This is a genomic window from Umezawaea endophytica, from assembly GCF_025061645.1.
Classification (GTDB): domain Bacteria; phylum Actinomycetota; class Actinomycetes; order Mycobacteriales; family Pseudonocardiaceae; genus Umezawaea; species Umezawaea endophytica.
In genome coordinates this window covers 82,589-96,985 of record NZ_JANYMP010000001.1, presented here as the reverse complement: position 1 = coordinate 96,985, position 14,397 = coordinate 82,589, and the positions used below count along the sequence as shown (strand labels likewise).

The 14,397-nt window shown below is 73.3% G+C and carries 14 protein-coding genes; 9 read left to right on the top strand and 5 right to left on the bottom strand.

Annotated elements, in window-relative coordinates; translation table 11 throughout:
- The first annotated feature begins 47 nt into the window (after positions 1–47).
- The 3 genes from NZH93_RS00430 to NZH93_RS00420 all read left to right on the top strand — a co-directional run bounded on the left by NZH93_RS00430 (position 48) and on the right by NZH93_RS00420 (position 3,900).
- A complete protein-coding gene (locus NZH93_RS00430; protein ID WP_259620827.1) occupies positions 48–1,130 on the top strand; it encodes a ferredoxin reductase in 1,083 nt (360 codons plus the stop codon).
- A 23-nt stretch (positions 1,131–1,153) separates the two neighbouring features.
- On the top strand, positions 1,154–2,320 hold the full coding sequence (locus NZH93_RS00425) for a fatty acid desaturase family protein (protein WP_259620826.1): 1,167 nt from the start codon (positions 1,154–1,156) through the stop codon (positions 2,318–2,320).
- A gap of 194 nt (positions 2,321–2,514) precedes the next feature.
- On the top strand, positions 2,515–3,900 hold the full coding sequence (locus NZH93_RS00420) for a lamin tail domain-containing protein (RefSeq protein ID WP_259620825.1): 1,386 nt from the start codon (positions 2,515–2,517) through the stop codon (positions 3,898–3,900).
- Positions 3,901–3,945: 45 nt separating this feature from the next.
- On the opposite strand, the gene NZH93_RS00415 is transcribed toward NZH93_RS00420, so the two are convergent.
- The 3 genes from NZH93_RS00415 to NZH93_RS00405 all read right to left on the bottom strand — a co-directional run bounded on the left by NZH93_RS00415 (position 3,946) and on the right by NZH93_RS00405 (position 6,097).
- Complete coding sequence (locus NZH93_RS00415) at positions 3,946–5,232, bottom strand: ArsB/NhaD family transporter (RefSeq protein WP_259620824.1); 1,287 nt, start codon at positions 5,230–5,232, stop codon at positions 3,946–3,948.
- Positions 5,233–5,328: 96 nt separating this feature from the next.
- The gene (locus tag NZH93_RS00410) at positions 5,329–5,823 is read right to left on the bottom strand and encodes a CBS domain-containing protein (RefSeq protein ID WP_259620823.1); all 495 of its coding nucleotides are present in this window, start codon (positions 5,821–5,823) and stop codon (positions 5,329–5,331) included.
- A 103-nt stretch (positions 5,824–5,926) separates the two neighbouring features.
- Complete coding sequence (locus NZH93_RS00405) at positions 5,927–6,097, bottom strand: hypothetical protein (RefSeq protein WP_259620822.1); 171 nt, start codon at positions 6,095–6,097, stop codon at positions 5,927–5,929.
- A 218-nt stretch (positions 6,098–6,315) separates the two neighbouring features.
- Here NZH93_RS00405 and NZH93_RS00400 point away from each other — a divergent pair, with 218 nt between their 5' ends.
- From NZH93_RS00400 to NZH93_RS00385, 4 genes are read left to right on the top strand one after another with little or no spacing between them, the layout of a single operon-like run.
- Entirely contained in the window at positions 6,316–7,266 is a 951-nt protein-coding gene (locus NZH93_RS00400; RefSeq protein WP_259620821.1) for a HAMP domain-containing sensor histidine kinase, read from the top strand.
- Positions 7,263–7,913 carry a response regulator gene (locus NZH93_RS00395; RefSeq protein ID WP_259620820.1) on the top strand — a complete coding sequence of 217 codons (651 nt, stop codon included), beginning with the start codon at positions 7,263–7,265 and terminating at the stop codon, positions 7,911–7,913. The genes NZH93_RS00400 and NZH93_RS00395 overlap by 4 nt, the downstream gene beginning before the upstream one ends.
- 31 nt (positions 7,914–7,944) lie before the next feature.
- On the top strand, positions 7,945–8,418 hold the full coding sequence (locus NZH93_RS00390; protein WP_259620819.1) for a cation:proton antiporter regulatory subunit: 474 nt from the start codon (positions 7,945–7,947) through the stop codon (positions 8,416–8,418).
- Between the two features lie 2 nt (positions 8,419–8,420).
- On the top strand, positions 8,421–9,602 hold the full coding sequence (locus NZH93_RS00385) for a cation:proton antiporter (RefSeq protein ID WP_259620818.1): 1,182 nt from the start codon (positions 8,421–8,423) through the stop codon (positions 9,600–9,602).
- On the opposite strand, the gene NZH93_RS00380 is transcribed toward NZH93_RS00385, so the two are convergent.
- A complete protein-coding gene (locus tag NZH93_RS00380) occupies positions 9,592–10,131 on the bottom strand; it encodes a DUF308 domain-containing protein (RefSeq protein WP_259620817.1) in 540 nt (179 codons plus the stop codon). The two genes, NZH93_RS00385 and NZH93_RS00380, sit on opposite strands and share 11 nt — an antisense overlap.
- Before the next feature lie 220 nt (positions 10,132–10,351).
- Between NZH93_RS00380 and NZH93_RS00375 the strand changes: the two genes are divergently transcribed.
- Both NZH93_RS00375 and NZH93_RS00370 read left to right on the top strand, forming a co-directional pair.
- Positions 10,352–10,957, top strand: a complete 606-nt coding sequence (locus NZH93_RS00375) for a VOC family protein (protein ID WP_259620816.1) — start codon at positions 10,352–10,354, stop codon at positions 10,955–10,957.
- Between the two features lie 43 nt (positions 10,958–11,000).
- On the top strand, positions 11,001–13,721 hold the full coding sequence (locus tag NZH93_RS00370; protein ID WP_259620815.1) for a helix-turn-helix transcriptional regulator: 2,721 nt from the start codon (positions 11,001–11,003) through the stop codon (positions 13,719–13,721).
- On the opposite strand, the gene NZH93_RS00365 is transcribed toward NZH93_RS00370, so the two are convergent.
- Positions 13,678–14,343, bottom strand: coding sequence for a rhomboid family intramembrane serine protease (locus NZH93_RS00365; RefSeq protein WP_259620814.1), 666 nt, complete (start codon positions 14,341–14,343; stop codon positions 13,678–13,680). The genes NZH93_RS00370 and NZH93_RS00365 overlap by 44 nt on opposite strands.
- Positions 14,344–14,397: the final 54 nt, after the last annotated feature.

Genomic DNA, 14,397 nt, shown 5'->3' with positions numbered 1-14,397 from the left:
CGTCGGGGGCACAGGAATTTACCTCCAGATGGTGACACGCTGGAGCCATGGCGACAACACGGACACCGGCTCAGGTCTCGCTGCGGGACCGCGCGCGCTGGTTCGTCGAGCTGGCCACCACGCCGCTGGTGCCCGGCGACTTCTGGGAGGTCCTCGACCCGATGCGGGGCGGGGCGAACCCGCGCGGGCGGGTCGTGGCCGTGCGCCCCGAGACCCGTGACGCCGCGACCCTGCTCATCCGGCCCGGCCGCGGCTGGCGGGGCCACACCGCGGGCCAGTACGTGCGCCTGGGCGTCGACGTGGACGGCGTCCGGCAGTGGCGCTCGTACTCGCTGACCTCGCCGCCCCGCCCCGACGGCGCCATCACCATCACCGTGAAGGCCGTGCGGGACGGCCTGGTGTCGAGCTTCCTGGTCCGCGAGGTCCGGGCGGGCGCCGTCGTGCACCTCGACCAGGCCGCGGGCGACTTCACCCTGCCCCTGGTCAGGCCCGCGAAGGCGCTGTTCGTCACCGCGGGCAGCGGCATCACCCCGGTGATGGGCATGCTCCGCGACGGCGCGGGCGGGCTCGGCGACGCCGTGCTGGTGCACTCCGCCCCCCGGCCCGAGGACGTCATCTTCGGCGCCGAACTGCGGGCGCTCGCCGCGCGCGGCGGGCTGCGCCTGGTCGAACGCCACACCGCCGTCGACGGGCGGCTCACCCCCGAGCGGCTCGCCGAGCTGGTGCCGGACCTGACGTCGAGGCAGACGTGGGCATGCGGCCCGAACGACCTGCTCGACGCGCTCCAGGACACCTACGACGCGGCCGGTCACGGCGACCGGCTGCACACCGAGCGGTTCCGCCCCGTCGTGCTCGCCGTGGGCGAGGGCGGCACCGTCTCGTTCGCCGACTCCGGCGTCACCGCCGACGCCGACGGCGCCACCTCCCTGCTCGACACCGGCGAGGCCAACGGGGTGCTGATGCCGTCCGGCTGCCGCATGGGCATCTGCTACGGCTGCGTCATCCCGCTGCGCGAGGGGTCCGTGCGGGACCTGCGCAACGGCGCGGTCACCACCGCCACGGCGGGCGACGACATTCCCGTGCAGACGTGCGTCTCCGCCGCTGCGGGCCCCTGCCACCTCGGCATCTGACCCCACCCCACTTTGAGGACGTCATGACCACGATCCAGAAGCAGGAACACAGCCCGATCGCGCACCTCACCGCCGAGGACGTCGAGAACCTCGGCCGCGAGCTGGACGCGTTGCGGGAGAAGGTGATCGCCAGTCGCGGGGCGAGCGACGCCGCCTACATCCGCAAGGTGATCAAGACGCAGCGCGTGCTGGAGATGGGCGGCAGGGCCGTGCTGCTCGCCTCCCGCTACAAGCCCGCGTGGTTCGTCGGCACCGCCGCGCTGTCGATCGCCAAGATCCTGGAGAACATGGAGATCGGCCACAACGTCATGCACGGCCAGTGGGACTGGATGCGCGACCCGAAGATCCACTCCACGACCTGGGAGTGGGACCACGCCTCGCCCGCCGAGCAGTGGAAGCACTCGCACAACGAGCTGCACCACACCTACACCAACGTCCTGGGCAAGGACAACGACCTCGGCTACGGCATCATGCGCGTCGACGAGGGCCAGCGGTGGTACCCCGCGCACCTCGGCCAGCCGCTGTGGAACTTCATCAACGCCGTGTTCTTCCAGTACGGCATCGCGGCCTACGACCTGGAACTCGGCAAGAACCTCGCCTCCAAGGAGCGCCGCCGGAACCCGGCCTTCAAGGCCCGCCTCGCCGCGACGCTGCGCAAGGTCCGCCGCCAGGCCGCGAAGGACTACGTCGTGCACCCGCTGCTGTCCGGCCCGTCGGCCCCCACGACGCTGGCCGCGAACCTGACGGCCAACCTCATCCGCAACCTGTGGACGCACTCGGTGATCATGTGCGGCCACTTCCCCGAGGGCGTCGAGACGTTCGAGCGCACGTCCATCGAGGGCGAGACCCGCGGCGAGTGGTACCTGCGGCAGATGCTGGGCTCGGCCAACATCAGCGGCGGCCCGCTGCTGCACGTCATGACCGGCAACCTGTCGTTCCAGGTCGAGCACCACCTGTTCCCCGACCTCCCCAGCAACCGCTACCAGGAGATCGCGCCGCACGTGGAGGCGTTGTTCGAGCGCTACGGCCTGACCTACACGACCGGCTCCCTGCCCAAGCAGGTCGCGTCGGCGTGGCGGAAGGTCATCCGGCTGTCGCTGCCGAACGACTTCCTGAAGAAGACACCCGCCCGCCCGGCCGCCCACCGCGCGGTGGCCGAGCCCGCGCGGGCCGCGGTCGCCGGAGCCTGACCGAACCCCGTTCCCCGGCACCGGATCGTGCCGGGGAACGGGTCGAGGTCGACTCGCGGGAACCCGAACCCGGTCCTCACGCCTTCGCCACGTCCGCCGCCCCCGCCGTTGACGGCTCGTTAACCTCGGGACCGGAAGCTGCGGGGTGGGCGCGACCCCGTCGCGCTCGTCCCCGGCGAAACGGAGCTGTCGCATTGCGTGAGCACTGGCGTGGAGAAGCACGACCCGCGGTCGTCGCACTGGCCGCACTCGTCGTCGCCCTGTCCGGCGTCCCCGCGACGGCGCAGGCGGCGGAGACCGTGCGGATCAACGAGGTCGAGTCCAGCGGCGGCACGCCCGGCGACTGGGTCGAACTGGTCAACACCGGCACCACCGCCGTCGACGTCTCGGGCTGGGTCCTCAAGGACGACGACGCCTCCCACACCTTCACCATCGGCGCGGGCACCGCGCTGGCCCCCGGCGCGCACCTGGCGCTGGACGTGGACCCGGCGTTCGGCCTGGGGAGCGCCGACTCGGCGCGCCTGTACCGGCCCGGCGGCGGCACCCCGGTCGACTCCTACTCCTGGACCTCGCACGCCATCACGACCTACGGCCGGTGCACCGACGGCGGTGGGACGTTCACCACGACGGCGGCGCCGACCAAGGGCACCGCGAACGCCTGCCCCGCGGGCGCGTGGCCGGGCGGTACGGCGGTCGCCACCGCCGACGGCTCGAACGCGTTCGGCACGAACCTGAGCGGCCTGGCGTTCGAGAGCCCCACCGTCCTGTGGGCGGTGAAGAACGGCCCCGGCACGCTCTACCGCCTGGTGCCCGACGGCACCTCCTGGCGCCCGGACGCGGCGGGCGGCCGGTCGTTGCGCTTCACCACCGGCGGCGGCGACCCGGACGCGGAGGGGGTGGTCGTCACGCCCGAGGGCCTGTTCGTGGTCACCGAACGGGACAACGCCAACGGCGGCACCAGCGCGCCGAAGGTCCTCCGCTACGACGTCGCCTCGACGACCTCGGCCCTCACCGCGACCACCGAGTGGAACCTCACGGCCGACCTGCCCCCGGTGGCCGCCAACAGCGGTCCCGAGGCCATCACCTGGATCCCGGACACCGTCCTCACCGCCAAGGGTTTCCGCGACGAGCGCACGGGCGCGGCGTACGACCCGGCGGCCTACCCCGGTCACGGCGGCGGGCTGTTCTTCGTCGGGCTGGAGGCCAACGGCGTGGTCTACGCCTACGCGCTGAACCAGACCGGCGGCGGTCGCACCAGGATCGCCACCGTCGCGAGTGGACTCACCGCCGTCATGGACCTCGAGTTCGAGCCGGGCACCGGACGGCTCTGGGCGGCCTGCGACGACACCTGCCACGGTCGCACCACCACGCTCGACGTCGACGCGCAGGGGCACTTCACCGTCACGGCCGCCTACGACCGGCCCGCGGGGATGGCCGACCTGAACAACGAGGGCTTCGCCATCGCGCCGCAGGCGGCCTGCGCGGCGGGCCGCAAGCCCGTCGTCTGGGCCGACGACGGCAACACCGGCGGTCACGCGCTGCGCAGCGGCACGGTGTCCTGCACCGCGTCCGCCCGCTAGCCCGGCGCGGTTCCCCGCCCGCCGCGAAAGCGGGCGGGGAACCGGTCAGGAGAAGTACCGCAACCAGACGTAGATCCACGCCAGGAACGTGCTCAGCGCCGTGACCACGATGCCGTACCTGGTGAACTGCCAGAAGCTGATCGGGTGGCCGGTGCGGGCGGCGATGCCGACCGCGACGACGTTCGCGCTCGCGGCCACGGCCGTGCCGTTGCCGCCGAAGTCGGCGCCCAGCGCGAACGACCACCACAGCGCCTCTCCCGTCGCCGCGTCGGGGATCCCGGCGACCATCCCCTCCACCACGGGCGCCATCGTCGCCACGTACGGGATGTTGTCGAAGAACGCGCCCAGCACGCTGGAGCCGAACAGCAGGGCCGTCGCCGCGAGGAAGTGGTCGTCGCCGAACGCGCCGACGGTCCACGTGCCGATGGTCTCGATGACCCCGGTGTGCACGAGCCCGCCCACCATCACGAACAGCCCCATGAAGAAGACGAGCGTCGGCCACTCGACCTCGGCCAGCACGTCGCCCACGTCCACGCGGGTGACCAGCAGCATGACGCCCGCCCCGACCAGCGCGACGATCGCGGGGTCGACGTGCAGCACGGCGTGCAGGCCGAACCCGACGACCACACCGCCGAACACGACCAGGCAGCGGCGCAGCATCACCGGGTCGGTGATGGCACGCCGTTCCTGCAACGCCATCACCGCGGCCACGTGCTCCTCGTTGTACCGGAACGACGACCGGAACAGCACCTTGGTCAGCAGCACGAACACCACGAACACGACCACGACGACCGGTGTCATGTGGACGAGGAAGTCCACGAAGGTCAGTCCGGCCCGGCTGCCGATGATGATGTTCGGGGGATCGCCGATCAACGTGGCCGCGCCGCCGATGTTGGACGCCAGCACCTCGGCGATCAGGTAGGGCTGGGCCGGGACGCGCAGCCGGTTGCACACCACGACGGTGACCGGCGCGACCAGCATGATCGTGGTGACGTTGTCCAGGAACGGCGACGCGACGGCGGTGATCCCCATCAGCATCACCATGAGCCGGTACGGCCTGCCCCTGGACTTCTTGGCCGCCCAGATGGCCAGGAAGTCGAACACGCCGGTCTGCTTGACGATCCCGACGATCACCATCATCCCGAACAGCAGGAAGATGACGTTCCAGTCGATGCCCTCGTGCTCGGAGAAGAACACCTCGGAGCCGGGGATCAGCCCGAGCACCGCCATCAGCCCGGCGGCGACGAGGACGACCTTGACCTTGTCCACCTTCTCGGTGGCGATGAGGAAGAACGCGACCAGGAAGACCGCCAGCGCGAGCAGGCCGGTCACGGCGGTCCGGGGGTGGGGGAGAGCACGGGGGAAGACCTCCGAACAAGGGGTGTCGCCGCCCGCGGCGGTACCGCGGGCGGCGACGTCGACAGGTGGTCAGTCGTCGGCGTTGAACACCGCGAGGCTGGTGATCAGCCGCTCGAGGGTGACGGCGCCGACCAGGACGCCGTCGTCGTCGACCACGGCGACCAGCGGGCTGTGCTGGCGGGCCATGAGGGCGGCGACCTCCAGCAGCGTCGCGTCGGCGCGCACGGTGACCGGTTTGGCCGGTCGGCTCGGCGAGACGTCGCCGACGGTGCGGTCGGCCAGCTCCTGCCAGAAGACGTCCGCGTGGTCCTCGTCGACCGTCCGCACCAGCGCCGGGTCCTCCTGGTAGGCGCCGGGCACGGCCAGCCGCAGCACCTGGGTGCCCGCCAGCACGGCCCACGGCCGGGACCGGGCGTCGACGACGACCAGGCCGGGCAGGCGGCTCACGGCCATCACGCGCACCGCCTTCGCCACCGGGTCGTCGACGGTGACGGTCGGGACGTTCACGGCGATGTCGCGTGCTTGCATGGTTTCAGCCCGATCGGTGCGCACCGGTGTGGTCATGGTGTGGATCCCTCCGTTCCGGGGTCACCACGAGCCTCGCGGGCTCAGGGCTCGCGGACCATCGGGGCCGACACCCAACCGGGGGTGGGGGCGCCACGCATCTTCAGCGCCCGCTCCCGAGGCCGAGCGAGCCCGCCAGGAGCAGGCCCGCGGCGATGAGCAGCGCGTGCGGCACCACGACACCCGCGATCAGCAGGGCGACGGCGAACGCGAGGAGCGCCCACCTCGTCCTGGGCTTGAGTCGGATCGGCTGGCGGTGATCGGTCCGGACCATCGGGTTCCTCCTCGGTGGCGTACCTCCACCGTGCCCGTGGTGAGGGGTCCGGCGACATCGGGTGCCACGCCCATTCGGGCGCGGGTCCGCCGTCCACCGGCCGCGCTGCGGGATCGGCCGACCACGACGAACATGGGTGTCACCACGGATGGACACGGCGCGTTTTTCGGGTGACCCTCGCAGGCGTGACGGGAAGTGATCACCAGGAGGCAGCGCGCGTGTCCTTGTTCGGGAGGATCTTCCTGCTCAACGCCGTGGCGCTGGTCGCCGCCGCCGCGCTGCTCGTGCTCGGTCCGCTCACCGTGTCGACGCCCGCGCTGCTCACCGAGATCCTGGTCCTCACCGCGGGGCTGGCCGTCCTGCTGATGGCCAACGCGGCGCTGATCAGGCTGGGTCTGGCCCCGCTGGAGCGCCTCACCCGCGCGATGACGACGATCGACCTGCTCAAGCCCGGTCCCCGGCTGACGGCGTCGGGCCACGGCGAGATCGCGGACCTGATCACCACGTTCAACGGGATGCTGGACCGGCTGGAGACCGAGCGGGGCTTCAGCTCGGCCCGCGCGCTGTCCGCGCAGGAGGCCGAGCGCCGCCGGGTCGCCCAGGAGCTGCACGACGAGGTGGGCCAGTCGCTGACGGCCGTGCTGCTGGAGCTCAAGCGGGTCGCCGACCACGCGCCCGCCCCCGTCCGCGACGAGCTGCCGCAGGTGCAGGAGACGGTCCGCAGCACGCTCGACGAGGTGCGCAGGATCGCCCGCAGGCTGCGTCCTGGCGTGCTGGAGGAGCTGGGCCTGGTCAGCGCGTTGAAGGCGCTGGTCGCGGAGATCTCCGAGCACGCCGACGTCGTGGTGCGGCGCACCTTCGACCGGCACCTGCCCGAACTGGACAAGGAGACCGAACTCGTCGTGTACCGCGTCGCGCAGGAAGGCCTGACGAACACCGTGCGGCACTCCGGGGCCCACCAGGTCGAGCTGCTGCTGCGGGCGACGTCGGCCGGGGTGGAGCTGTGCGTCCGCGACGACGGCTGGGGGATGGGTGACGCGGCGGAGGGCTCCGGCATCCGCGGGATGCGGGAACGGGCGCTGCTGGTCGGCGCGGAACTGACCGTCGGCCCCGCCCCGCGGCAGGGCACCGAGGTCAGGCTGGTCGTCCAGGCCGGGGAACGCCGGTGACGCCGGTCCGCATCCTGCTCGCCGACGACCACGCGCTGGTGCGGCGCGGCGTGCGCCTCATCCTCGACAACGAGCCGGACCTGACCGTGGTCGGCGAGGCGGGCGACGGGGCCGAGGCGATCTCGATGGCCCGCGCCGAACGGCCGGACCTGGCCATCCTCGACATCGCCATGCCCCGGCTGACCGGCCTCCAGGCGGCGCGCGAGCTGTCCCGGCTGATGCCCGACCTGCGCATCCTCATCCTGACGATGTACGACAACGAGCAGTACTTCTTCGAAGCCCTCAAGGCCGGGGCCTCCGGGTACGTGCTCAAGTCCGTCGCCGACCGCGACCTGGTCGAGGCCTGCCGCGCCGCGATCCGCGGCGAGCCCTTCCTGTACCCCGGCGCGGTCGCCTCGCTGATCCGGAACTACCTCGACCGGGTGCGCGACGGCGAGAGCATCCCGGCGAAGGCGATCACCGACCGGGAGGAGGAGATCCTCAAGCTCGTCGCCGAGGGCAACTCGTCGAAGGAGATCGCCGACCTGCTCTTCATCAGCGTGAAGACGGTCGAGCGGCACCGCGCCAACCTGCTCCAGAAGCTCGGTCTGAAGGACCGCCTCGAACTCACCCGGTACGCGATCCGCGCCGGGCTCATCGAACCGTGAACACCGTGTGCGAAAAGAGGGACGACCACCCGTGAACGTCGAAGTGACGCCGCTGCCCGGCATCGGGGTCCGTGAGGACTTCGCCATCCGCGCGGGCCGCCGCATCGGAGTGATCTCCTACCGCGAGGGCAAGTTCGAGCTGATCGTGTCCAAGGAGGACGACCCCGACGCGTCCGGTGTGTCCATACCGCTCACCCCCGAGGAGGCGGGGACCCTCGCGGGCCTGCTCGGCTCACCGCAGCTCGTCGCCCGCCTGAGCGAGCAGCACCGCGACATCAGCGGCATCTCCACCCGGCAGTTGCCGGTCACCGCGTTCGCGAACCGCACCCTGGGCGACACGGCGTTGCGCACCCGCACGAGCGCGTCGGTCGTCGCCGTGGTCCGCGTGGGCGTCGCGCACCCGTCACCGGGGCCGGAGTTCCTGTTCGAGAACGGCGACCTCGCGGTCGTGGTCGGCACCGTGGACGGCCTCGAGGCCGCCGCCCAGATCCTGACAGGCGGCTGAGCGTGCCGGAAACCACGATCGCGCTGATCCAACTGGGTGCGGTCTTCTTCGGGCTCGGCCTGCTCGGCCGGGTCGCCTGGCGGTTCGGGATCTCGCCCATCCCGCTCTACCTCGTCGGAGGCCTCGCGTTCGGCTCCGGCGGGCTGATCCCGCTGCACGGCATCGAGGAGTTCGCCCACCTCGCCAGCGAGATCGGCGTGGTGCTGCTGCTGTTGCTGCTGGGCCTGGAGTACTCGGCGTCGGAACTCACCACCGGTCTGCGCAAGTCGTGGATGGCGGGCGTGCTCGACATCGTGCTCAACGCCGCGCCGGGCGCCATCGCCGCGCTCCTGCTCGGCTGGGGGCCGGTGGGGGCGCTGGCGATGGCGGGCGTCACCTACATCTCGTCGTCGGGCATCATCGCCAAGGTGCTGGGCGACCTCGGCCGCCTCGGCAACCGCGAGACGCCGGTGATCCTCTCGGTGCTGGTGTTCGAGGACCTGGCGATGGCGGTCTACCTGCCCGTGCTGACCGCCGTGCTGGCGGGCGCGAGCTTCCTCGGCGGCCTGACGTCGGTGGGCATCTCGCTGCTGGCGGTCACCATCGTGCTCGTGGTGGCGCTGAAGTACGGCCGGTTCATCTCGGCCATCGTGGACAGTCCCGACCACGAGGTGTTCCTGCTCAAGCTGCTCGGCTCGGCGCTGCTGGTCGCGGGCATCGCCTCGCAGCTCCAGGTGTCCGCGGCGGTCGGCGCGTTCCTGCTCGGCATCGCCATCTCCGGCTCCACGGCGGAGAACGCGACCCGCATGCTCGAACCGCTGCGCGACCTGTTCGCCGCGATGTTCTTCGTCGTGTTCGGCCTCAACACCGACCCGAAGAGCATCCCGCCGGTGCTGGGGGTCGCCGCCGCGCTGGCCGTGATCACCACGGCGACGAAGATCGCCACCGGCTGGTGGGCCGCCAAGCGGCAGGGCATCGCCGCGATGGGCCGGGCCAGGACCGGCGCCGCGCTGGTCGCGCGCGGCGAGTTCTCCATCGTGATCGCCGGGCTCGCCGTCGCGTCCGGGCACGTGGAGGGCGAACTCGCCGCGCTGGCCACCGCGTACGTGCTGCTGATGGCCATCATCGGGCCGATCGTGGCGAAGTACGTGGAACCGCTGAGCGGGTTCCTGCTGCGGAAGCGGACGGCGTCCGTCACGCCGTGACGGGACGCCCGCGCCGCCGCCACGCCAGGATCGCCGCCTGGAGGACGAAGAAGAGCCCGCCCGCCGCGGTGTAGAGCACGAGCATGGACAGGCCGGGGTCCCGGCCCAGCGCGGCGGGCAGGTAGGTCGCTCCCGCGATCACCGACAGGGCGCCCGCGACCAGCATCGGCCACTGGCGGCCGAGCCCGGTGTCGCGGCGGCGCACGGCGAAGGTGAACTGGGCGATCCCGGACACGATCGCCCAGGCGCCGAAGGTGAACAGCACGGCGCCGACGCCGCTGACGGCGGAGAGGCCGAGGCCGACGGCCGCCAGGGCGCTCAACGCGGTGCTGAAGACCTGGAGCGTGCGGGCCGGGGTGCCGGGGTCCTCGCGGACGTCGAACAGCGAGGCCACGACGTCGATGACCGGGTAGGCGACCAACAGCGCGACGGACGCGGCGGTGAGCGAGCCGTGGACGGCCGCGAAGGCCGCCGCCCAGGCGAGGGCGACGAGGCCGCGGACGAGGTGGACGCGGAACAGGGTGGACATCGGGGCTCCCGTTTGCTCGGAGGGTGTCGGGACCGACGGTGCCCGCCCGCGCCGCCCGTCACCCCCGTGGGACACCCCGGCCCGCACCCCGGTCGACCCCCCGGCGTTCGACACCGGGGGGTGCGCAGGGGGTTGTCACGGGGGCGAGGCACCCGCCGTCGGGCGCACGCTGTGGTCACCGGGAGCGAGAAGGCGACCGGGGACCACAAGGGAGCTGGAAATGGTGGACTACAAGGTCGAGATCGTGGTTCTGCCGGTCTCGGACGTGGACAGGTCCAAGGAGTTCTACGGCAGGCTCGGGTTCCGCGAGGACGTCGACTTCACCGGCGCCGACGGCCTCCGGGTCGTGCACTTCACCCCGCCCGGCTCGTCGGCGTCGATCATCGTCGGCGACGGCGTCACCGACGCCGCGCCGGGATCGGTGCGAGGGGTGCACCTGGTCGTGGACGACATCGTCGCGGCCTGGGCCGACCTCACCGCCAAGGGCGTGAAGACCAGCGAGATCTTCCACGACGCCCAGGGCGTGTTCCACCACGCCGGCGAGGTGGCCCGCGTCGACGGACCCCACCCGGACCGGCAGTCCTACGGCTCGTTCCTGTCCTTCGAGGACCCGGACGGCAACGAGTTCGTGCTCCAGGAGGTCACCGAGAGGCGGCCCGGCCGGATCAGCCACATCGTCCACGGCTCGGTGGCGGAGCTGGAGCAGGCCCTGCGCGACGCCGCCGCCGCGCACGGCGAGCACGAGAAGGCGCTCGGGCACGAGGACGTGGACTGGCCCGCGTGGTACGCCGCGCACATGGCCCGTGCGGCCGGGCTGGTCGACTGAAGACCGGTCGTTCAAGATCGGGCTCCGGGGTAGCCTCCCGCGAGTGCGGAGCGACAACGGGATCCCGGTGCTGCGCGGCAGGCGGCGCGAGCAGGAAGCGCTCGACGACCTGCTGCGCGACGTCCGGTCGGGCCGGAGCCGCGTGCTGGTGCTGCGCGGCGAGGCCGGTGCGGGCAAGTCGGCGTTGCTGGACCACCTGACCGGGCACGCGCGCGCCGGACGGGTGGTCCGAGCGGCCGGGGTCGAGCCGGAGACCGAGATCGCCTACTCCGCGCTGCAACACCTCTGCGCGCCGCTGCTGGACCACCTGGACCGACTGCCCGAACCGCAGCGGGCCGCGCTCGCCACCGCGTTCGGGCTCAGCTCGGGCACCCCGCCGGAGGCGCTGCTGGTCGGCCTCGCCGTGCTCGGGCTGCTGGCCGAGGCCGCGGCGGACCAGCCGCTGGTCTGCGTCGTGGACGACGTGCAGTGGCTGGACCGGATGTCCGAGGTGATCCTCACGTTCGTCGCCCGCAGGTTGGACGCCGAGTCGGTCGCGCTGGTCTGCGCCGCGCGCAGCCCCGGTGACGAGGAGATCCTCACCGGCCTGCCGGAACTGCGCGTCGACGGGCTGCCGGTGGCCGACGCGCGGGCGCTGCTCGACTCGGTGCTGCCCGGCCCGGTCGACGACCGCGTGCGCGACCGGATCGTCGCCGAGACCCGCGGCAACCCGCTCGCGCTGCTCGAACTGCCGCACGGGCTCACGTCCGCGGAGCTGGCGTTCGGGTTCGGCACCCCGAGCACGACACCGGTGGTGAGCCGGGTCGAGGAGGGGTTCCGGCGGCGCGTCGCCGCGCTGCGCGACGACGCCCGCCTGCTGCTGCTCGCCGCCGCCGTCGAACCGGTCGGCGACGTGACGCTGCTGTGGCGCGCGCTCGACCGGCTGGGCGTCGGGCCGGAGGCTGCCGAAGCCGCGGAGGCCGCCGGACTGGTCGAGTTCGGCGCCAGGGTCCGGTTCCGCCACCCGCTGGTCCGCTCGGCGAGCCACGGGTCGGCCGAGGCCGCCGACCTGCGCGCCGTGCACCGCGCGCTCGCCGCGGTCACCGACCCGGAGCAGGACCCCGACCGCCGCGCCTGGCACCGGGCGCACGCCGCGCTCGGCCCGGACGAGGACGTGGCCGCCGAACTGGAGCGGTCGGCCGACCGGGCGCTGGCCCGCGGTGGCCGAGCCGCCGCGGCGGCCTTCCTGGAACGCGCCGCCGAACTGACCCCGGACCCCAAGACCCGTGCCGTGCGGGCACTGGCCGCCGCGCGCGCCCGGTTCGACTCGGGTTCGCCCGCCGCGGCGTCCGAGCTGCTGGCCGCGGCGGAACTCGGGCCGCTCGACCCGCTGGGGCGCGCCGGCGTGGAACGGCTGCGCGCCCAGATCGCGTTCGCGCTCGACCGGGGCCGGGACGCCGGTCCGCCGCTGCTCGCGGCCGCGCGCAGGCTGGAGGACCTGGACCTGGCCGCCGCGCGGGAGACGTACCTGTCGGCCGTCGGCGCCGCCGTGCACGCGGGCAGGCTCGGGGGTGACGTGCGCGCGGCGGCCGAGGCCGCACGGGGCGTCCCCGCGGCCGAGGACGCGACCGGTGCGCTGCTGACCGGCCTCACGGCGTGGAGCCTGGACGGGCCCGTGGCCGCGGCCCCGCTGCTGCGCCGGGCGCTGGAGGCCGTGGCCTCCGACGAGGACCTGCGGCTGCTGTGGCTGGCCGCGCCCGTCGCGCTGGAGGTGTGGGACGCCACCGCCTGGCACCGGCTCACCGAGCGGGCGGTCGCGGTCGCCCGCCGCACCGGCGCACTGTCGCTCCTGCCACCGGCACTGGCCTTCCGCGCGGGCGCCCTGGTCTACGCGGGCCGGTTCACCGAGGCGTCGGACCTGGTCGACGAGGCCGACGCGCTCGGGCAGACCACGGGCCTCCCCCCGCACCCGTTCGCCTCGCTCGTCCTGGCGGCCCACCGCGGCCGGGACCTGCCAGCGGAGGCGCTGCTCGACGCCGCCGCCAGGGACGCCGAGGCGCTCGGCGAGGGCTGGCAGCTCGGCATCGCCGGGTACGCCAGGACGGTGCTGGCCAACGGACTCGGCCACTACCCGGCTGCCGTGCGAGCCGCTCGCCTGGCGATCGGGCACGAGGACCTCGCTGTGGCCGACCCGACGCTGGGGGAGCTGGTCGAGGCCGCCACGCGCACCGGGGAGACCGGACTGGCGGACTGGGCGCGGGACCGCCTGGCCGAACGGACCGCCGCCGCGGGAACCGACTGGGCGCTCGGCGCTCAGGCCGTGGCCGACGCGCTCGCGGGTCCTCCCGGCAAGGCCGAGCGCCGCTACCGCGAAGCGGTCGACCTGCTGGACACCGACCTGCTCGGGCTGCCGCTGGCCCGCGCCCGGCTGCTCTACGGCGAGTGGCTGCGCCGGGAGAACCGGCGCGCCGACGCGCGGGAGCAGCTCCGCGCCGCGCACGAGGCGTTCGCCGGGATGGGCGCGGAGGGCTTCGCCGAGCGGGCGGGCCGGGAACTGGCGGCCACCGGCGAGACCGTCCGCAAGAGGACGGTCGAGGCGACCGAGGACTTCACCCCGCAGGAGACCCAGATCGCGCGCCTGGCCGCCGCGGGCCGGACCAACCCTGAGATCGGCGCCGCGCTGTTCCTCAGTCCCCGCACCGTCGAGTGGCACCTGGGCAAGGTGTTCGGCAAGCTCGGCATCACGTCACGTCGTGAGCTGGCCGCCGCGCTTCGAGAGAGGTGAGCACCGCCCCGGCGACGATCCCGGACACCAGCGCGATGCCGTGCAGGTCGGACACCGACGCTATCACCGCCGCGCAGACCACCGCCCCGATGAGCGAGAGGTGCGCCGAGACCGCCAGCGCGACGGCCGCGGCCAGGACGGCCGCCGCCGCGCCGATGACCCCGGCGAAGCTCCACCCCGCCAGCGCGGCGACGTAACCGACCACGACCACCGGGCCCCACCGGTTCCCGCCGGGACCCGCGGTCGCTAGCCGGATCAGCACACCGCCCGCGAGCCCGCAGATGGCGCCCGAGTCGCCGCCTCCGGGTTCGTGCAGCGCGTACGCGAACACCTGCCCGCCGATCGCGCCCGCGGCGAACAGCACCGCCCACCGCCACCGGCCGAAGAGCTGTTCGGCGACCACCCCGACCAGCGCCAGCGTGACCAGGTTCGTCACGACCTGGTACCAGCCGAGGGTCTGCACCAGCAGCGGTGTCACCACCCGCCACCACTCGCCGGTGTCGAGCCGTCCGCGCTCCAGCACCGGGACGACGGACGGCGCCGCGTACTGCACGATCGCCGCGACGACGGCGACGCCGACCGCCGCGATGGCGAGCACCGGCTTCCGAGGTGTTGTCTCCACGTCCGGAAGACGGGCGGCGGACCGGCTCGGTTGCCCGGCCCGGTCGCCCGGTCG